Origin of the sequence: Pseudomonas putida W15Oct28 (assembly GCF_000708715.2) — a bacterium.
Lineage (GTDB): Bacteria > Pseudomonadota > Gammaproteobacteria > Pseudomonadales > Pseudomonadaceae > Aquipseudomonas > Aquipseudomonas putida_R.
In genome coordinates this window covers 63,624-82,025 of sequence record NZ_JENB01000012.1, presented here as the reverse complement: position 1 = coordinate 82,025, position 18,402 = coordinate 63,624, and the positions used below count along the sequence as shown (strand labels likewise).

General features: G+C 62.2%; 17 protein-coding genes. 16 read left to right on the top strand and 1 reads right to left on the bottom strand.

All coding sequences use genetic code 11. The features are described 5' to 3' along the window. Positions 1-153: 153 nt before the first annotated feature. The 4 genes from AK81_RS10680 to AK81_RS10665 are packed head-to-tail and all read left to right on the top strand — an operon-like array spanning position 154 to position 4,258. Positions 154-1,248, top strand: a complete 1,095-nt coding sequence (locus tag AK81_RS10680) for a polyamine ABC transporter substrate-binding protein (RefSeq protein ID WP_043198901.1) — start codon at positions 154-156, stop codon at positions 1,246-1,248. Between the two features lie 60 nt (positions 1,249-1,308). After that, positions 1,309-2,451, top strand: a complete 1,143-nt coding sequence (gene potA / locus AK81_RS10675; protein WP_043198900.1) for a polyamine ABC transporter ATP-binding protein — start codon at positions 1,309-1,311, stop codon at positions 2,449-2,451. Next, entirely contained in the window at positions 2,448-3,368 is a 921-nt protein-coding gene (locus AK81_RS10670; protein ID WP_043198898.1) for an ABC transporter permease subunit, read from the top strand. The genes potA and AK81_RS10670 overlap by 4 nt, the downstream gene beginning before the upstream one ends. Next, positions 3,365-4,258, top strand: coding sequence for an ABC transporter permease subunit (locus AK81_RS10665; RefSeq protein WP_043198896.1), 894 nt, complete (start codon positions 3,365-3,367; stop codon positions 4,256-4,258). Before AK81_RS10670 ends, AK81_RS10665 begins: the two co-directional genes overlap by 4 nt. A gap of 493 nt (positions 4,259-4,751) precedes the next feature. Here AK81_RS10665 and AK81_RS10660 read toward each other — a convergent pair whose 3' ends face one another. After that, the gene (locus AK81_RS10660; RefSeq protein WP_043198895.1) at positions 4,752-5,207 is read right to left on the bottom strand and encodes an REP-associated tyrosine transposase; all 456 of its coding nucleotides are present in this window, start codon (positions 5,205-5,207) and stop codon (positions 4,752-4,754) included. 304 nt (positions 5,208-5,511) lie between these two features. Here AK81_RS10660 and AK81_RS10655 point away from each other — a divergent pair, with 304 nt between their 5' ends. The 12 genes from AK81_RS10655 (at position 5,512) to AK81_RS10600 (ending at position 18,366) form a co-directional block, all read left to right on the top strand. Next, on the top strand, positions 5,512-6,600 hold the full coding sequence (locus AK81_RS10655; protein ID WP_043198893.1) for an efflux RND transporter periplasmic adaptor subunit: 1,089 nt from the start codon (positions 5,512-5,514) through the stop codon (positions 6,598-6,600). Further along, positions 6,597-7,664 (top strand): efflux RND transporter periplasmic adaptor subunit, encoded by a 1,068-nt coding sequence (locus AK81_RS10650; RefSeq protein ID WP_043198892.1) that lies wholly within the window; start codon positions 6,597-6,599, stop codon positions 7,662-7,664. The genes AK81_RS10655 and AK81_RS10650 overlap by 4 nt, the downstream gene beginning before the upstream one ends. After that, on the top strand, positions 7,661-10,726 hold the full coding sequence (locus AK81_RS10645) for an efflux RND transporter permease subunit (RefSeq protein ID WP_043198889.1): 3,066 nt from the start codon (positions 7,661-7,663) through the stop codon (positions 10,724-10,726). Before AK81_RS10650 ends, AK81_RS10645 begins: the two co-directional genes overlap by 4 nt. 238 nt (positions 10,727-10,964) lie before the next feature. Beyond that, complete coding sequence (gene oscA, locus AK81_RS10640; RefSeq protein WP_003248957.1) at positions 10,965-11,147, top strand: sulfur starvation response protein OscA; 183 nt, start codon at positions 10,965-10,967, stop codon at positions 11,145-11,147. 48 nt (positions 11,148-11,195) lie between these two features. After that, complete coding sequence (locus tag AK81_RS10635) at positions 11,196-12,203, top strand: sulfate ABC transporter substrate-binding protein (protein WP_043198888.1); 1,008 nt, start codon at positions 11,196-11,198, stop codon at positions 12,201-12,203. 199 nt (positions 12,204-12,402) lie between these two features. Continuing rightward, positions 12,403-13,221 carry a sulfate ABC transporter permease subunit CysT gene (cysT, locus tag AK81_RS10630; RefSeq protein ID WP_043198886.1) on the top strand — a complete coding sequence of 273 codons (819 nt, stop codon included), beginning with the start codon at positions 12,403-12,405 and terminating at the stop codon, positions 13,219-13,221. A gap of 11 nt (positions 13,222-13,232) precedes the next feature. Beyond that, a complete protein-coding gene (cysW, locus tag AK81_RS10625) occupies positions 13,233-14,105 on the top strand; it encodes a sulfate ABC transporter permease subunit CysW (protein ID WP_043198884.1) in 873 nt (290 codons plus the stop codon). 3 nt (positions 14,106-14,108) lie between these two features. Beyond that, positions 14,109-15,098: a sulfate/molybdate ABC transporter ATP-binding protein gene (locus AK81_RS10620; protein WP_016502134.1), complete on the top strand. Its 990-nt coding sequence runs from the start codon at positions 14,109-14,111 to the stop codon at positions 15,096-15,098. 382 nt (positions 15,099-15,480) lie between these two features. Beyond that, positions 15,481-16,281, top strand: a complete 801-nt coding sequence (locus tag AK81_RS10615; RefSeq protein WP_043198883.1) for an energy transducer TonB — start codon at positions 15,481-15,483, stop codon at positions 16,279-16,281. Positions 16,282-16,311: 30 nt separating this feature from the next. Continuing rightward, positions 16,312-17,031, top strand: coding sequence for a MotA/TolQ/ExbB proton channel family protein (locus tag AK81_RS10610; RefSeq protein WP_043198882.1), 720 nt, complete (start codon positions 16,312-16,314; stop codon positions 17,029-17,031). Between the two features lies 1 nt (position 17,032). Further along, positions 17,033-17,434, top strand: a complete 402-nt coding sequence (locus tag AK81_RS10605) for an ExbD/TolR family protein (RefSeq protein ID WP_043198881.1) — start codon at positions 17,033-17,035, stop codon at positions 17,432-17,434. Between the two features lie 350 nt (positions 17,435-17,784). Next, the gene (locus tag AK81_RS10600; protein WP_043198880.1) at positions 17,785-18,366 is read left to right on the top strand and encodes an alpha/beta hydrolase; all 582 of its coding nucleotides are present in this window, start codon (positions 17,785-17,787) and stop codon (positions 18,364-18,366) included. The last annotated feature ends 36 nt before the right edge of the window (positions 18,367-18,402 follow it).

Below are 18,402 nucleotides of genomic sequence, written 5' to 3'. Positions count from 1 at the left end.
ATGCGACACCTCTGGGCCGGGCTTTTCCGGCCCGGAGCCAGTGAAAGGCAATTGATGATTGCGGCATCGAAGCTGCGAAGGTAAGTTGCGCGCCGGTTTTGCGTGTGCGGCAGCATTGTCGCTACCCAGGCACTGATTGTGAGGAGCACCCACTTGTCTATTTCTGTATTCCGCAAGGCCTTGATGGCCGGTGCGGGCCTGACGCTGGCATGCAGCGTCCAAGCGGCGCCTACGGTGCACTTTTACAACTGGTCCGACTATATCGGCCCGACCACACTCGCGGACTTCGAGAAAGCAACGGGCATCAAGCCCGTGCAGGACGTGTTCGACTCCAACGAAACCCTGGAAGGCAAGCTGCTGGCCGGTAACACCGGCTATGACGTGGTAGTGCCGTCCAACCATTTCCTCGGCAAGCAGATCAAGGCGGGCGCGTTCCAGAAGCTCGACAAGAACCTGCTGCCCAATTATGCCAACCTGGACCCGGCGTTGATGAAGCGCCTGGAAAAGAACGACCCGGGCAACCAGTACGCCGTGCCTTACCTCTGGGGCACCAACGGTATCGGTTACAACGTCGACAAGGTGAAGGCCGCGCTGGGCGTGGACACCATCGACTCCTGGGCCGTGCTGTTCGAACCCGAGAACATGAAGAAGCTCTCCAAGTGCGGCGTGGCCTTCCTCGACTCGGCGGACGAAATGCTGCCGGCGGTGCTCAACTACATGGGGCTCAACCCCAACAGCACCGACCCCAAGGATTATGCAAAAGCCGAGCAGAAGCTGCTGGCCGTGCGCCCGTACGTGACCTACTTCCATTCGTCCAAGTACATCACCGACCTGGCCAACGGCGACATCTGCGTCGCGGCAGGCTTCTCGGGCGATATCTTCCAGGCCAAGGCCCGCGCTGAAGAAGCGAAAAAGGGCGTGAACCTGGCCTACGCCATTCCCAAGGAAGGCGGCAACCTCTGGTTCGATGTGCTGGCGATCCCCGCGGACGCCAAGAACGTCAAAGAGGCGCATGCCTTCATCAACTATTTGCTGAAGCCTGAGGTTATCGCCCAGGTCAGTGATTACGTCGGTTACGCCAACCCGAACCCCAAGGCTGGCGACCTGATGGACCAGGCCGTGAGGACTGACGCTGCGGTTTACCCACCGCAGGAAGTGCTGGACAAGATGTTCGTGAATTCAGAGTTGCCACCCAAGGTGCAACGTTTGATGACCCGTAGCTGGACCAAGGTCAAGTCGGGCAAGTAACAATCCAGGCCCGCCGCCCAAGCAGGGGCGGGCACACAAATCTTGTTGGGAGTTTCACTCATGGCAGTTGCCTCCGGTGCCTATAAGAAAGCCCTCGAGGGTGGCCAGCAACCCAAGCAGGTGCTGGTCAAAATCGACCGGGTCACGAAGAAGTTCGACGAAACCATCGCCGTAGACGATGTGTCACTGGAAATCCGCAAGGGCGAGATCTTCGCCCTGCTGGGTGGCTCCGGTTCCGGCAAATCGACCCTGCTGCGCATGCTGGCCGGCTTCGAGCGCCCTACCGAAGGGCGGATCCTGCTCGACGGCGTCGACATCACCGACATGCCGCCCTACGAGCGGCCGATCAACATGATGTTCCAGTCCTACGCGCTGTTCCCGCACATGACCGTGGCGCAGAACATCGCCTTCGGCCTGCAGCAGGACAAGCTGCCAAAGGCTGACATCGACGCCCGCGTGGCCGAGATGCTCAAGCTGGTGCACATGACCCAGTACGCCAAGCGTAAACCGCACCAGCTGTCCGGTGGCCAGCGTCAGCGCGTGGCCCTGGCCCGCTCTCTGGCCAAGCGCCCCAAGCTGCTGCTGCTCGACGAGCCGATGGGTGCGCTGGACAAGAAACTGCGTTCGCAGATGCAGCTGGAGCTGGTGGAGATCATCGAGCGCGTGGGCGTGACCTGCGTGATGGTGACCCACGACCAGGAAGAGGCCATGACCATGGCCCAGCGTATCGCCATCATGCACCTGGGCTGGATCGCCCAGATCGGCTCGCCTGTGGATATCTACGAAACGCCGACCAGCCGCCTGGTGTGCGAGTTCATCGGCAACGTCAACCTGTTCGAAGGTGAAGTGGTCGACGACGCCGAAGGCCACGCGATCATTGCCAGCCCGGAGCTGGAGCGCAAGATCTACGTCGGCCACGGCATCACCACTTCGGTGGAAGACAAGCACATCACCTACGCCCTGCGCCCGGAGAAGATGCTGGTCACTACCCAGCAGCCGACCTGCGAGCACAACTGGTCGCGCGGCAAGGTCCACGACATCGCCTACCTGGGCGGCCACTCGGTGTTCTACGTCGAGCTGCCGAGCGGCAAGGTGGTGCAGTCGTTCGTCGCCAACGCCGAGCGCCAGGGCACCCGCCCGACCTGGGGCGATGAAGTGTACGTATGGTGGGAAGACGACAGCGGCGTGGTACTGCGGTCATGAAACTGCGCAAGCTCAAGCGAGCCTTCCAGCGCCTGACCCCGAAGGGGCGGCACGTGGTGATCGGCGTGCCGTTCATCTGGCTGTTCCTGTTCTTCATGCTGCCGTTCTTCATCGTGCTGAAGATCAGCTTCGCCGAAGCCGACGTGGCGATCCCGCCGTATACCGAGATCTACAGCTACGTCGAAGACAAGATCCAGCTGGTGCTGAACCTGGCCAACTATGGCTTGTTGACCGAGGATGAGCTGTACCTCTCGGCTTACCTGGGCTCGCTGAAGATGGCTTTCATCAGCACCCTGCTGTGCCTGCTGATCGGCTTCCCGATGGCCTACGCCATTGCCAACGCCAAGAAGGAGACCCAGACCGTCCTGCTGCTGCTGATCATGATGCCGACCTGGACCGCGATCCTGATTCGCGTCTACGCCTGGATGGGCATCCTCAGCAACAACGGGCTGCTCAACGGGTTCCTGCTGTGGACCGGGTTGATCGACCAGCCGCTGCAAATCCTCAACACCAACCTGGCGGTGTACATCGGCGTGGTCTATTCGTACCTGCCGTTCATGATCCTGCCGCTGTTCGCCAACCTGGTGAAGCATGACCAGAGCCTGCTGGAAGCGGCATCGGACCTGGGTTCGAGCACCTTCAACAGCTTCTGGAAAATCACCGTGCCGCTGTCGAAAAACGGCATCATCGCCGGCTGCATGCTGGTGTTCATCCCGGTGGTGGGCGAGTTCGTGATCCCTGAACTGCTCGGCGGCCCGGAAACCCTGATGATCGGCAAGGTGCTGTGGCAAGAGTTCTTCAACAACCGTGACTGGCCGGTGGCATCTGCGCTTGCCGTAGTGATGCTGGCGATCCTGATTGTGCCGATCCTGCTGTTCAACCGCAGCCAGGCCAAAGAAATGGAGGGTCGCGCATGAAACGCTTCAGTTTCTCCAAGCTGATGCTGGTGCTCGGCTTGCTGTTCATCTACCTGCCGATGCTGATCCTGGTGATCTACTCGTTCAACGCCTCCAAGCTGGTGACGGTGTGGGGTGGCTGGTCGATCAAGTGGTACGTCGGCCTGCTCGACAACACCCAGCTGATGGGTTCGGTGATGCGCTCGCTGGAAATCGCCTGCTACACGGCGGTGGCAGCGGTGGCGCTGGGTACCCTGGCGGCCTTCGTGCTGACCCGGGTTACCCGCTTCAAGGGCCGCACGCTGTTCGGTGGCCTGGTCACCGCGCCGCTGGTAATGCCTGAAGTGATTACCGGTCTGTCGCTGTTGCTGCTGTTCGTGGCCATGGCGCAGATGATCGGCTGGCCGCAGGAGCGCGGCATCGTCACCATCTGGATCGCCCACACCACGTTCTGTGCGGCGTATGTGGCGGTGGTTGTATCGGCGCGGCTGCGTGAGCTGGACCTGTCGATCGAGGAAGCGGCGATGGACCTGGGTGCCAAGCCGTGGAAGGTGTTCTTCCTGATCACCATCCCGATGATCGCGCCGTCGCTGGCGGCGGGCGCCATGATGTCGTTCGCGCTGTCGCTGGACGACCTGGTGCTGGCAAGCTTCGTGTCCGGCCCGGGCTCGACCACCTTGCCGATGGAAGTGTTCTCGGCAGTGCGTCTGGGCGTGAAGCCAGAGATCAACGCCGTGGCCAGCCTGATCCTGCTGTCGGTGTCGCTGGTGACCTTCTTCGTCTGGTACTTCAGCCGCCGCAGCGAAGAGCGTCGTCGCAAGGCGATTCAGCAGGCCATCGAGGAAGGCGCAGCGGCCAACGCTTCGCAGCCGCAGGTCAAGCGCCCGGCTCAGGTAGCGGCGTCCGCCTGACCCGGCCTATTCGCGGGCTTGCCCGCTCCCACAGGGACATCACAGCCTTCAGGCTTGTGGTGAGCCTTGTGGGACAGGGGCATCACAGCTTTCAGATTTGTGTTGAGCCCTGTGGGACAGGGACATCACAGCCTTCAAGCTTGTGTTGAGCCCTGTGGGACAGGGACATCACAGCCTTCAAGCTTGTGGTGAGCCTTGTGGGACAGGGGCATCACAGCTTTCAAGCTTGTGGTGGGCCCTGTGGAACATCGGCATCACAGCCTTCAGGTTTGTGTTGGGCCCTGTGGGACAGGGACATCACAGCCTTTTAGCTTGTGGTGAGCCCTGTGGGACAGGGGCATCACAGCTTTCAAGCTTGTGGTGGGCCTTGTGGGGCAGGGACATCACACCTTTCAAGCTTTTGGTGGGTCCTGTGGGACAGGGACATTACAGTCTTCAGGCTTGTGATGATCCCTGTGGGAGCGGGCAAGCCCGCGAAGGCCCCAGCACCGATTCAAAGCCATACTGCATCCCAGTGTGGATAGTCCCGGACACTTCTGACCAATCCAGCCCTCAACGGATTGGCAACAATGTACCGGGCTACATGCACCACATTCTCCTCCCTTCGCAGCGCATGGTCCTGGTAACCCGGTTGCCATATCCGTTTGTGCCTGACACCTGCCTTGCGCAACGCGATGGCTGTGCGTGATTTGAACTTGCGCATCAGTGTTCCCAATGTCACTCCCTTCAGCTCGATCAGCCAATGCAAGTGGTCCGGCATTACTACCCAGGCCAGGGAATGGCAGTCTTGAATGTCATTTGAGATCCGTAGGTGCTTGATCACCAGGCGAGCAAGGTGGAAGTCACAGAAAAGCGGCTGTCGTTGATGCGTGATAGTGGTCAGCATGTAGAGCCTGCCTGGCTCCGAAAGGCGCCCACGGCGCAGTCGGTGGGATTCAGCTAATGGCATTGTGATCTTCCTTGAAATTGATCGGCCATCTGAAAGGTAGTGGCTGAAACGGGATTTCCGGGTGGCTGATGGTTTCTGGATATGAATGAAGCATTTAGGTGGCTGTACCGGCCCTTTCGCGGGCACGCCCGCTCCCACAGGAGAAGCGTCGGCCTTGAGACCTGTTGGAGCGGGCATGCCCGCGAAAGGGCCCGCGCAGGCGCTGAAAATGCCTGAGTGATCTCCATCAGTGATGTTTACCGAACCCTGAACTACGCTGACAGTCGCATCTCACAAATCATTTGTGCGCAAGCTAGGAGCCTGCATGAGGGTGACGCGTCCACTGTTGCTGGCAAGCCTGGGCTTGCTGTCCATGCTCACCGGCTGTAGCAAGGAAGAGGTCCCCGAGACGCTGCCTCGGGTGGGTGTGCAACAGGTCCAGTCCACCGATTTCGCTGCCAGGGTCACCCTGACCGGCGATGTGCAGGCGCGGGTGCAGACCGATCTGTCGTTCCGTGTTGGCGGCAAGATCATTTCGCGCAGTGTGGACGTGGGCGATCACGTCAAGGCCAACCAGGTGCTGGCCCGGCTGGACCCGAAAGACCTGCAGAACAACGTCGACTCGGCAAAGGCCGAGGTGTTCGCCGCGCAGGCGCGGGTTACCCAGACCAGCGCCGCCTTCGTGCGCCAGCAAAAACTGTTGCCCAAGGGCTACACCAGCCAGAGCGAATACGATTCCGCCGAAGCCGCGCTGCGCAGCAACCAGAGCGCGCTCAAGGCCGCCCAGGCGCAACTGGCAAACGCCAAAGAACAACTCAGCTACACCGCACTGGTCTCCGAGGCCGCCGGAGTGATCACCGAGCGCCAGGCCGAAGTCGGCCAGGTGGTGCAGGCGACCATGCCGATTTTCAGCCTGGCCACTGACGGCGACCGTGATGCGGTGTTCAACGTCTACGAATCACTGCTGGTGGCGCCACCCAGCGATGCAGGGGTGATCGTCAGCCTGCTGGACGACCCCAAAGTCCAGGCGCAGGGTTTCGTGCGCGAAATCACCCCCACGGTGTCGGCGCAAAGCGGCACGGTGCAGGTCAAGGTAGGCCTGAAAGACGTGCCAGCGGGTATGCAACTGGGCGCACCGGTGACCGCCACCACCAATGCCCAGGGCCGGCCCAGCATCGAGCTGCCGTGGTCGGCGCTGACCAAGGCCCTGCATGACCCTGCCGTTTGGGTGGTGGGCGAGGGCGACAAGGTGGAATTGCGCAAAGTCGAAGTCAGCCGTTACCTCACCGGCAAGATCGTGGTTGCCAGCGGCTTGAAGGGCGGCGAAACCGTGGTGGTCAATGGCGGCCAGCTGCTGCACCCCGGCATGCAGGTGCAGAAGGTCGATGCCAAGGCCCAAGGGGGTGAGCTATGAAGCGCCTGCTGCTGATGCTTTCGGCCGGCGTACTGCTGGCCGGCTGCAGTAGCGAAGAAGAAGCACCAGAGCCGATTCGGCCGGTGCTGTCGGTCAAGGTCGAACCCCAGGTGGAGTCGCAACTGGGCCGCTTCGCCGGCAGTATCCAGGCGCGTTTCGAAAGCACCCTGGGTTTTCGGGTTTCCGGGCGCATTGCCCGACGCTGGCTGGACGTGGGCGCCCAGGTGAAGGCGGGTGACACCCTGGCCACCCTCGACCCAACCGACCAGCAGAACCAGCTGCGCGCCGCCGAAGGCGATCTTGCCAAGGTGCAGGCACAGTGGATCAACGCCCAGGCCGATGCCCGTCGCCAGCAACAGCTGTATGACCGCGGCGTTGGCGCCCAGGCCCAGCTGGATATCGCCCAGACCAACCTGAAAACCACCAGTGCGGCGCTGGAGCAGGCGCGCTCTGCGCTCAGCCAGGCCCGCGACCAGCTCGACTACAGCACCCTGCGCACCGACCACGCCGCCGTGATTACCGCCTGGCAGGCCGAAGCCGGGCAAACCGTCACGGCCGGCCAGGCCGTGGTGACGCTGGCCCGTCCGGATGTGAAGGAAGCAGTGATCGACCTGCCGATCAACCTGGCCGAACAACTGAACAATGGCCTGACCTTCACCGTCGCCTCACAGCTCGACCCCACCATCAACACCACCGCCACGCTACGCGAACTGGAACCTCAGGCCGACGCCACCACCCGCACCCGCCGTGCACGCCTGACCTTGGCCGGCACGCCTGCGGCCTTTCACCTGGGCACCGCCATCAGCGTGACCTTGAGTTCGCAAGTCACGCCCCGCAGCGAACTGCCCCGCAGTGCCTTGCTCGAACGCGACGGCAAGACCCAGGTGTGGGTGATCGATACGCAGCAGAAGACCGTGGCAACCCGGGACGTGGCGCTCATCGAACGTACCGCTGACAGCATCGTGCTGACGTCGGGCGTGCAGCCCGGTGAGCGCGTCGTTACCGCAGGTGTGAACAGCCTGAAGCCTGGCCAGAAGGTCACCTTCGACGAGGATGCGCAATGAAAGGAAGCTTCAACCTCTCCGAATGGGCGCTCAAGCACCAGTCATTCGTGTGGTATCTGATGTTCGTTGGCCTGCTGATGGGGATTTTTTCGTACTTCAACCTCGGGCGTGAGGAAGACCCGTCATTCACCATCAAAACAATGGTCATCCAGACCCGCTGGCCAGGTGCGACCCAGGACGAAACCCTGTACCAGGTCACCGACCGGATCGAGAAGAAGCTCGAGGAGCTGGACTCCCTCGACTACACCAAAAGCTACACCCGCCCCGGTGAATCCACGGTCTACGTGTACCTGCGCGACACCACCAAGGCCAAGGACATCCCGGACATCTGGTATCAGGTACGCAAGAAGATCCAGGATATTCGCGGCCAGTTCCCCTCGGGCATCCAGGGGCCGGCCTTCAACGACGAGTTCGGCGACGTGTTCGGCTCGATCTATGCGTTTACCGCAGACGGCCTGACCCTTCGCCAGCTGCGCGACTATGTGGAGCAGGCGCGTGCCGAAGTGCGCGAAGTGCCCAACATCGGCAAGATCGAGCTGGTCGGCACCCAGGACGAAGTGCTGTACCTGAACTTCTCCACCCGCAAGCTGGCCGCCCTGGGTATCGACCAGCGTCAGGTAATGCAGGCCCTGCAATCGCAGAACGCGGTGACCCCGGCCGGGGTGATCGAGGCCGGCCCGGAGCGCATCTCGGTGCGTACCACCGGGCAGTTCGCTTCGGAAAAAGACCTGCAAACCGTCAACCTGAAAATCAACGACCGCTTCTTCCGCCTGGCCGATATCGCCGATATCGAGCGCGGTTACGTCGATCCACCCTCACCGATGTTCCGCTACAACGGCCAGACCGCACTGGGCCTGGCCATCGGCATGAAGGCGGGTGGCAATATCCAGGTGTTCGGCGCGGCGCTGAAGAAGCGTATGGACCAGGTGGTCGCCGACCTGCCGGTGGGGGTCGGGGTGCATACCGTTTCGGACCAGTCCGTGGTGGTCAAGCAAGCGGTCGGCGGCTTTACCAGTGCGCTGTTCGAGGCCGTGGTGATCGTGTTGGCGGTAAGTTTCGTCAGCCTTGGCGTGCGCGCCGGCCTGGTGGTGGCTTGCTCGATCCCGCTGGTGCTGGCCATGGTGTTTGTGTTCATGGAGTACAGCGGCATCACCATGCAGCGGATTTCGCTGGGAGCGCTGATTATTGCGCTCGGCCTGCTGGTGGACGATGCAATGATTACCGTGGAGGTGATGGTCACACGGCTGGAAATGGGCGAGAGCAAGGAGCAGGCGGCCACCTTTGCCTACACCTCTACGGCGTTCCCGATGCTGACCGGCACCCTGGTAACGGTGGCCGGTTTCGTGCCCATCGGCCTGAACGCAAGTTCTGCGGGCGAGTACACCTATACCCTGTTCGCGGTAATCGCCGTGGCACTGATCGTGTCCTGGGTGGTGGCGGTGTTCTTCGCCCCGGTGCTGGGTGTACACATCCTCAAGGCCGACAAGCTCAAGGCACACGAGGCCGAGCCCGGACGGGTCGGGCGGGCATTCGAGGGCGGGTTGCTGTGGTGCATGCGCAACCGCTGGTTGACCATCATCGGCACCGTGCTGCTGTTCGCCCTGGCGATTTTCTGCATGCGCTTCGTGCAGAACCAGTTCTTCCCGTCTTCGGACCGCCCGGAAATTCTCGTCGACCTCAACCTGCCGCAAAACGCCTCGATCGAGGAAACGCGCAAGGTAGTCGACCGCCTGGAGGCGAAGATCAAGGACGACCCGGACCTGGTGCGCTGGAGCACCTACATCGGCCAGGGTGCTATCCGCTTCTACCTGCCTTTGGACCAGCAACTGCAGAACCCGTACTACGCCCAGTTGGTGATCGTCAGCAAAGGCTTCGAAGAGCGTCAGGGCATGATCGATCGGCTGCAGAAGCTGCTGCATGAAGAGTTCGTCGGCATCGGTACCAACGTGCAATCGCTGGAGATGGGCCCGCCGGTGGGCCGGCCGATCCAGTACCGGGTCAGTGGCGCCAATATCGACCAGGTGCGCAAGCACGCCATCGAGCTGGCGACCTTGCTGGACCAGAACGAGCACATTGGCGAGATGATCTACGACTGGAACGAGCCGGGCAAAGTGTTGCGCGTGGAAATTGCCCAGGACAAGGCACGCCAGCTGGGGCTGTCGTCCGAAGATGTGGCCAATGTGATGAACAGCATCGTCAGCGGTGTGCAGATCACCCAGGTCAATGACAACATTTACCTGGTCAATGTGGTTGCGCGGGCTGAGGACAGCGAGCGGGGTTCGCCTGATACCCTGCAGAACCTGCAGATACTCACCCCGAGCGGCACTTCGATCCCGCTGTTGTCGTTCGCCACCGTGCGCTACGAGCTGGAGCAACCGCTGGTATGGCGCCGTGACCGCAAGCCGACCATCACCATCAAGGCGTCGGTCAATGGCGAGATCCAGCCCACCGACCTGGTGGCGCAGCTCAAGCCGAAGATCGACGAATTCGCCAGCCAGTTGCCGGTCGGTTACGAAGTGGCCACGGGCGGTACGGTGGAGGAGAGCAGCAAGGCCCAAGGCCCGATTGCCAAGGTCATTCCGCTGATGCTGTTCCTCATGGCGACCTTCCTGATGATCCAGCTGCACAGCGTGCAGAAGCTGTTCCTGGTGGTCAGCGTGGCGCCGCTGGGGCTGATTGGCGTGGTGCTGGCGCTGGTGCCGACGGGCACGCCGATGGGCTTCGTGGCGATTCTTGGTATCCTGGCGCTGGCGGGCATCATCATTCGTAACTCGGTGATCCTGGTGACCCAGATCGACGAGTTCGAGGCGCAGGGCTTCACGCCATGGGATGCGGTGCTGGAGGCCACCAACCATCGGCGGCGGCCGATCCTGCTGACTGCGGCGGCGGCCAGCCTGGGCATGATCCCGATTGCCCGCGAGGTGTTCTGGGGGCCGATGGCTTACGCCATGATTGGCGGGATCATCGTTGCGACCCTGCTGACGCTGCTGTTCCTGCCGGCGCTGTATGTGGCCTGGTACAAAATCCGCGAGCCTGAAAACACTACCAAAACCCAGCACTGATCCCTGTGGGAGCGGGCATGCCCGCGAATGCGATGGTGGATTCACCGCCGTATTCGCGGGCACGCCCGCTCCCACAGAGGCATTTTGTCGCCTGCAAAACCACTGTTTATTTTTGGTTATATAAACATTCTTAAACAGTATTTTTAAGAATAACTCCGCCTCACTACTATTGCCCTCAAGCCAGGCGCAAATCCCCTTCAAACCTCTGCCCGGCACCCTCACTCCAAGGAGAACGAGCATGAGTGCATCTCTGCGTAGCATCGACGGTCAGGACGAAGCCACCATTCTGCGTGAAATCCAGAGCGCCTTGCGCGACCTGCGGTTTGGTGCGGTGGAGATCACTGTGCACAACGCTCAGGTCGTACAGATCGAGCGCAAGGAGAAGTTCCGCCTGCAACAGCCCGGCAACAAGCCCGGCTGATCGCGCCTCACATCCAAAATTAGAAAAATGCCAATCGGGAGCTTCACCATGTCCATTCGCCGTTATGCGCTTGCCGCTCTGGCCAGTGCTGTTTTTGCCGGTTCCGCCATCGCCAAGGACTACGAACTGCTGAACGTGTCCTACGACCCGACCCGCGAGCTGTACCAGCAGTACAACGCCGAGTTCATCAAGCACTGGCAGCAGGCCCACCCGGGCGACAAGGTGAAGATCCAGCAATCCCATGGTGGCTCGGGCAAGCAGGCCCGTGCGGTGATCGACGGCCTGCGCGCCGACGTGGTGACCCTGGCCCTGGCCGGCGACATCGACGAAGTGGCCAAGCTCGGCAAGACTCTGCCGGACAACTGGCAGACCCGCCTGCCGGACGCCAGCACCCCGTACACCTCGACCATCGTGTTCCTGGTGCGCAAGGGCAACCCGAAAGGCATCAAGGACTGGGGCGACCTGGTCAAGAATGACGTGTCGGTCATTACCCCCAACCCGAAAACCTCTGGCGGTGCGCGCTGGAACTTCCTGGCGGCCTGGGCCTATGGCCTGAAGACCGGTGGTAGCGAGGACAAGGCCAAGGCCTACGTGCAGGAGCTGTTCAAGCACGTACCAGTGCTGGATACCGGCGCCCGTGGCTCGACCATCACCTTCGTCAACAACGGCCAGGGCGACGTGTTGCTGGCCTGGGAAAACGAAGCCTTCCTGGCGCTGAAAGAAGACGGGGGTGCCGACAAGTTCGACATCGTCGTGCCGTCGCTGTCGATTTTGGCCGAACCGCCAGTGGCGGTGGTGGACAAGAACGCCGAGAAGAAGGGCAATACCGACATTGCCACCGAATACCTCAAGCACCTGTACAGCCCGGCCGGGCAGAAAATTGCCGCCGAGAACTTCTACCGCCCGCGTGACGAGAAGGTCGCTGCCGAATTCGGCAAGCAATTCCCGAAACTGGACCTGGTAACCATCGACAAGGACTTCGGTGGCTGGAAAACTGCACAACCCAAATTCTTCAATGATGGCGGTGTGTTCGACCAGATCTATCAGGCACAGTAAGGGCCAAGGAAAAGCGGGGCCGCTTTGCGGCCCATCGCAGGCAAGCCAGCTCCCACAGGATTACCACAGGCCCCAGGGTCACGCGATCCCTGTGGGAGCTGGCTTGCCTGCGATGGGCTGCATGGCAGCCCCAGGATTTCAGAAGCTAGCACCAGCCCGGGATTGATTCCGGGCTTCGTGCGTTCAACCAGGGATACTTATGTCGCGTCGTATTTCCCCCGTCATACCCGGCTTCGGGCTGACGCTGGGCTACACCTTGGTGTACCTCAGCCTGATCGTGCTGATACCGCTGGCAGCCATGTTCATTCATGCCTCGCAGCTGACCTGGGAGCAGTTCTGGAACATCATCAGTGCGCCGCGGGTGATCGCCGCGCTCAAGCTGAGTTTCGGCACCGCCCTGTTCGCCGCCATCATCAATGGGGTGATCGGCACCCTGCTGGCCTGGGTGCTGGTGCGCTACACCTTCCCGGGGCGCAAGATCATCGACGCGATGATCGACCTGCCGTTCGCCCTGCCTACCGCCGTTGCCGGTATCGCCCTGACTGCCCTGTACGCGCCTGCGGGCTGGGTCGGCCAGTTCGCCGCCGACCTGGGCTTCAAGATCGCCTACACCCCGTTGGGCATCACCCTGGCGCTGACCTTCGTCACCCTGCCGTTTGTGGTGCGCACGGTGCAGCCGGTACTGGCCGACATCCCGCGTGAAGTGGAAGAGGCCGCCGCCTGCCTGGGCGCCAAGCCGCTGCAGGTGTTCCGCCATGTGCTGGCGCCGGCCCTGCTGCCGGCCTGGCTCACCGGTTTTGCCCTGGCCTTCGCCCGCGGCGTAGGCGAGTATGGATCGGTGATCTTCATCGCCGGCAACATGCCGATGAAGACCGAGATCCTGCCGCTGCTGATCATGGTCAAGCTCGACCAGTACGACTACACCGGCGCGACTGCCATCGGCGTGCTGATGCTGGTGGTTTCCTTCATCCTGCTGCTGCTGATCAACCTGCTGCAGCGCCGCATCGAAACCCCTTGAAGGAGGCCGGCATGTCCAGTTCATCCCTGAGTGCAAGCGCCGCCGCCAACGCAGCCCGCCGTAGCAGTGCTACCTCGCGGCGCATTCTGATCGGCCTTGGCTGGCTGGTGTTCGCCCTGTTCCTGTTGCTGCCGCTGGTGATCGTGGTGTCGCAGGCGCTGAAGAACGGTTTTGGCACCTTCTTCGAGGCGATCTTCGAGCCTGATGCCTTGTCGGCGCTGAGGCTGACCCTGCTCGCCGTGGCCATTTCGGTACCGCTGAACCTGGTGTTTGGTGTCAGCGCCGCCTGGTGCGTGAGCAAGTACAACTTCCGTGGCAAAAGTATCCTGGTCACCCTGATCGACCTGCCGTTCTCGGTTTCGCCGGTCATCGCCGGCCTGGTCTACGTGCTTATGTTCGGCGCGCAGGGCCTGTTCGGGCCTTGGCTGCAGGACCATGACATCCAGATCGTCTTCGCCCTGCCGGGCATTGTCCTGGCGACCATCTTCGTCACCGTGCCGTTCGTGGCCCGCGAGCTGATCCCGCTGATGCAGGAGCAGGGCACGCAAGAAGAGGAGGCCGCGCGCCTGCTCGGTGCCAATGGCTGGCAGATGTTCTGGCACGTGACCTTGCCCAACATCAAATGGGGCCTGATCTATGGCGTGGTGCTGTGTACTGCACGGGCCATGGGCGAGTTTGGTGCGGTGTCGGTGGTGTCGGGCCACATTCGTGGCGTGACCAACACCTTGCCGCTGCACGTAGAGATCCTCTACAACGAGTACAACCACGTCGCGGCCTTCAGCGTGGCCAGCCTGTTGCTGATCCTGGCGCTCTTCATCCTGCTGCTCAAGCAGTGGAGCGAGAACCGTATTAACCGCCTGCGCCACAGCGCCGCGGAGGAATGATTCATGTCGATCGAAGTTCGTAATGTCAGCAAGCGCTTCAACAGCTTCCAGGCCCTGAACAACATCAACCTGGACATCAACAGCGGCGAGCTGGTGGCGCTGCTGGGCCCGTCCGGCTGCGGCAAGACCACCCTGCTGCGCATCATCGCCGGCCTGGAAACCCCGGACCAGGGCAACATCGTGTTCCATGGCGAGGATGTGTCCGGCCACGACGTGCGTGATCGCAACGTCGGTTTTGTGTTCCAGCACTACGCGTTGTTCCGCCACATGAGCGTGTTCGACAACGTCGCCTTCGGCCTGCGCATGAAGCCCAAGGGCGAGCGCCCGAGCGAGAGCAAGATTGCCGAGAAAGTGCACGAGCTGCTGAACATGGTGCAGCTGGACTGGTTGTCCGACCGCTACCCGGAGCAGCTGTCTGGCGGCCAGCGTCAGCGTATCGCCCTGGCCCGCGCCCTGGCCGTGGAGCCCAAGGTGCTGCTGCTGGACGAGCCGTTCGGTGCGCTGGATGCCAAGGTGCGCAAGGAGCTGCGCCGCTGGCTGGCGCGGCTGCACGAGGACATCAACCTGACGTCGGTGTTCGTTACCCACGACCAGGAAGAGGCCATGGAAGTGGCTGACCGCATCGTGGTGATGAACAAGGGCGTGATCGAGCAGATCGGCTCGCCGGGCGAGGTGTACGAAAAGCCGGCCAACGATTTCGTCTACCACTTCCTGGGCGATTCCAACCGCCTGGCGGTGAGCGAAGGGCACCATGTGCTGTTCCGCCCGCACGAAGTGTCGCTGTCGCGGCATGAGACCGAAGGGCACCATGCTGCCGAGGTGCGGGATATCCGGCCGTTGGGCGCTACCACGCGGGTGACCTTGAAGGTGGAAGGGCAGAGCGAGCTGATCGAGGCCGAGGTGGTCAAGGACCATGACAGCCTGACCGGGTTGGCGCGGGGGGAGACGTTGTTCTTCCGGCCGAAGGTTTGGCAGAAGGTGGCGGATATCTGATCTGCCCTTGATGATGAGAAGCCCGGGCTTGGTCCCGGGCTTTTTTATGCTGTCGGATTGCCGGGGCTGCTCTGCAGCCCATCGCGACGCAAGGCCGCTCCCACAATGGCCTGCAATCTCCTGTGGGAGCGGCCTTGCGTCGCGATCGAGGGCGCAGCCCTCGCGGCAATCTCATGCCTTACGCGAATATTTTGCATGCCCACAATGCATAGCCTTTAGCCATGAAAGCCACAGCCCTCGCAATCCGTGGCTTTCACGCTACCCCTCAAAAACATTATTCAATTAAGTTCTAACCATAATTTTAAACATTACTTTAAGAGATAAGCCTCTGGCCCCGATGATTCAGCCACACACCTGAATCGAGACCCCAGGAGTTTGATCAATGGGTAATGTCCAGTCGGCCGTCAGGGCCTACGACCAGCCATGGCGCCCGGCCCCGGGTGACCTGGTCGAGCTTGGACGCACGCTTCGCCTCCCGCTTGGCCAGCTGCGCCTGCAACGCACGCCCGTCAGCGGGCTCAAGCGCCGCGACAAGCTGGTGTTGGGCCTGCTGGTGCTGGTGCTGCATGGCGCTGCGGCGTACTGGGTCAGCCAGGCGCCAACACCTGAACTGCCAGTAGTGCCGCCACAGGTGCCGCCCATGACCATCGAGTTCGCAGCGCCAGCGCCGCCCGTGGTCGAGCCACCGCCACCCGCGCCCGCACCGCCTGTGGTCGAGCCACCACCGCCGCCACCGGTAGTCGACGAGCTGGCTGCCAAGCCGAAACCCAAGCCAAAGCCCGTGCCTAAGCCTGTGGTCAAGCAAGCGCCCAAGCCACAGCCCAAGCCGGTCGAAGCACCACCGCCAGCGCCGGTGGCCGCCCCCGCACCGCCTGCGCCAGCGCCACCCGCACCGGCTCCGATAACTCCGGCATCGGCCAACGCCGCGTACCTGAAGAACCCGGCACCGGAATACCCGCAAATGGCCCAGCGCCGTGGCTGGGAAGGCTCCGTGCTGCTGCGCGTAGAGGTGCTGCCAAGCGGCAAGCCCGGGCAGATCCAGGTACAGAAAAGCAGCGGCCGTGATGCCCTTGACGCCGCCGCGCTGGCCGCGGTCAAGCGCTGGAGCTTCGTGCCCGCCAAGCAGGGCGATGTGGCCCAGACCGGCTGGGTCAGCGTGCCGATCGATTTCAAGCTTCGCTAACTATTTCGCAGAACACAGGAAGACACCATCATGAGCCTGCTGGCATCCCCCCTTGAATCCGTTGAAAGCGCAGTCATCTGGCTGCTGGTCGGTTTCTCTGTCGTCACCTGGGGCTTGGCCCTGGTCAAGGTTGCGCAGTTCGTGCGCCTGAAAAACCAGGACAAACGCTTCCACAAGCAGTTCTGGGCTGCCTCCAGCCTGGACTCGGCTGCCGAACTCAGCCATGAGCTGCCCGGCCCGGCGGCCCGCGTTGCCCAGTCCGGCTATGCCGCGATTGCCGTTGGCGATACCCAGGCCAATGACCTGAGCCACGCCATCAACCACCAGGACCGCCTGGAGCGTGCCCTGCGTCAGCAGATCGTGCGTGAGCGCCGCTCGCTGGAAACCGGCCTGGCGGTGGTTGCCAGTATCGGCAGCACCTCGCCCTTCATCGGCCTGTTCGGCACCGTGTGGGGCATCATGGAAGCGCTCAAGGGCATCAGTGCGGCCGGCTCCGCCAGCCTGGAAACCGTCGCCGGGCCCATCGGTGCGGCACTGGTGGCCACCGGTGTGGGTATCGCCGTCGCGGTGCCTGCGGTGCTGGTCTACAACTACTTCCTGCGTCGCCTCAAGCTGACCGCTGCCGACCTCGACGACTTCGCCCACGACTTCTACAGCCTGGCGCAGAAGAGTGCCTTCCGTGTGCTGGTGCACCCTGCTGTGCAAAAAGCCCAGCCTGGTTTCACCCAACCCGTGAAGGAGGCGTCCTGATATGGCCTTTTCGACCCAGGACAGCGACGAAGTCCTCAGTGAAATCAACGTCACGCCTTTGGTAGACGTCATGCTGGTGCTGTTGGTGGTGTTCATCGTTACCGCGCCGCTGCTGACCAACGCCATCCCCATCAACCTGCCCAAGACCGAGGCCGTGGCCCCGGTGGAGCAGAAGGACCCGCTGGTGGTCAGCATCGACGGTGAAGGCAAGCTGTTCATCAACAAGGACCAGATCCAGCCCGACCTGCTGGAAACCAACCTCAAGGCTGCCAAGGACAAGGACAAGGACGTGCGCGTGCAGCTGCAGGCCGATGACGGCGTGAACTACGGCGAAGTGGCGCGGGCCATGGCAGCCATCGAACGTGCGGGGATCAGCAAGCTGGCGGTGATAACCGCGCGCTGACTTTTCCAAACCTCTTCAGGCAAGTGACTCTCGCAAGTGCGTTGGGGCCATATCTCTTGGCAGGGGTTGGCCCTCTTTTTTTTGGGCTATTCGCAGTCCTCTGTAGGAGCGGCCTTGTGTCGCGATGGGCCGCAAAGCGGCCCCAAAACCTGCACCCCGGATATTCCTGACAGACCGCATTCGCTGGCTTTGGGGCTGCTTCGCGGCCCATCGCGACACAAGGCCGCTCCTACAGGGATCGCGCATAGCCAAATATTTTGGTTATTAATAAATAGCTTCTTATTCCTTTACGAATATAACTCCCTCCCTATACTGGTCTCCAAGCACGCAAACTTACTGGAGGCGTCCCCATGCGCAATGAGTCGATTCGTTACCTGATTGTGCCGGGCTGGCAAGGATCGCCAGACAACCATTGGCAAAGTCACTGGCAGCGCACCCTGCCCAACAGTGCGCGGGTCGAGCAGCACGACTGGCTTACCCCGCAACGCCAGGACTGGGTGCAGGCGCTGGAGCAGGCGATTGCCGCCGAGCGCTCGCCGGTGATCCTGATTGCCCACAGCCTTGGCTGCGTCACCGTCGCCCATTGGGCCGCACAGGCCAGCCCCGCATTGCGGCGGCGGGTGCGTGGTGCACTGCTGGTGGCGCCGGCAGACGTCGAACGGCCGACCTGCGCGCCGGCCCTGCGCAACTTTGCGCCGATTCCGACCGAAGCCTTGCCGTTCCCCAGCCAGGTCGTCAGCTCGGACAACGACCCGGCCGTGAGCGTGCCGCGGGCGCTGTACCTGGCCCAGGCCTGGGGTGCCGAAGCGGGGTTGCTGAGCAATGCCGGGCACATCAACGTCAAGTCCGGCCATGAGCGCTGGGAACAAGGCTTCGCCTACTTGTATCGCTTGCAGAGCCGGGTCGAGCAGCGCGCACTGCGTCGCGCCTGATAGCCCATACCGTTTTCCGTTTACCTGACGCCCGGC

What these genes read in the sequence shown, in the direction of transcription:
- potA (WP_043198900.1), top strand. Translation starts at nt 1,309, where the DNA reads ATGGCAGTTGCCTCCGGTGCCTATAAGAAAGCCCTCGAGGGTGGCCAG.
- AK81_RS10670 (WP_043198898.1), top strand. Translation starts at nt 2,448, where the DNA reads ATGAAACTGCGCAAGCTCAAGCGAGCCTTCCAGCGCCTGACCCCGAAG.
- AK81_RS10665 (WP_043198896.1), top strand. Translation starts at nt 3,365, where the DNA reads ATGAAACGCTTCAGTTTCTCCAAGCTGATGCTGGTGCTCGGCTTGCTG.
- AK81_RS10660 (WP_043198895.1), bottom strand. Translation starts at nt 5,207, where the DNA reads ATGCCATTAGCTGAATCCCACCGACTGCGCCGTGGGCGCCTTTCGGAG.
- AK81_RS10655 (WP_043198893.1), top strand. Translation starts at nt 5,512, where the DNA reads ATGAGGGTGACGCGTCCACTGTTGCTGGCAAGCCTGGGCTTGCTGTCC.
- AK81_RS10650 (WP_043198892.1), top strand. Translation starts at nt 6,597, where the DNA reads ATGAAGCGCCTGCTGCTGATGCTTTCGGCCGGCGTACTGCTGGCCGGC.
- AK81_RS10645 (WP_043198889.1), top strand. Translation starts at nt 7,661, where the DNA reads ATGAAAGGAAGCTTCAACCTCTCCGAATGGGCGCTCAAGCACCAGTCA.
- oscA (WP_003248957.1), top strand. Translation starts at nt 10,965, where the DNA reads ATGAGTGCATCTCTGCGTAGCATCGACGGTCAGGACGAAGCCACCATT.
- AK81_RS10635 (WP_043198888.1), top strand. Translation starts at nt 11,196, where the DNA reads ATGTCCATTCGCCGTTATGCGCTTGCCGCTCTGGCCAGTGCTGTTTTT.
- cysT (WP_043198886.1), top strand. Translation starts at nt 12,403, where the DNA reads ATGTCGCGTCGTATTTCCCCCGTCATACCCGGCTTCGGGCTGACGCTG.
- cysW (WP_043198884.1), top strand. Translation starts at nt 13,233, where the DNA reads ATGTCCAGTTCATCCCTGAGTGCAAGCGCCGCCGCCAACGCAGCCCGC.
- AK81_RS10620 (WP_016502134.1), top strand. Translation starts at nt 14,109, where the DNA reads ATGTCGATCGAAGTTCGTAATGTCAGCAAGCGCTTCAACAGCTTCCAG.
- AK81_RS10615 (WP_043198883.1), top strand. Translation starts at nt 15,481, where the DNA reads ATGGGTAATGTCCAGTCGGCCGTCAGGGCCTACGACCAGCCATGGCGC.
- AK81_RS10610 (WP_043198882.1), top strand. Translation starts at nt 16,312, where the DNA reads ATGAGCCTGCTGGCATCCCCCCTTGAATCCGTTGAAAGCGCAGTCATC.
- AK81_RS10605 (WP_043198881.1), top strand. Translation starts at nt 17,033, where the DNA reads ATGGCCTTTTCGACCCAGGACAGCGACGAAGTCCTCAGTGAAATCAAC.
- AK81_RS10600 (WP_043198880.1), top strand. Translation starts at nt 17,785, where the DNA reads ATGCGCAATGAGTCGATTCGTTACCTGATTGTGCCGGGCTGGCAAGGA.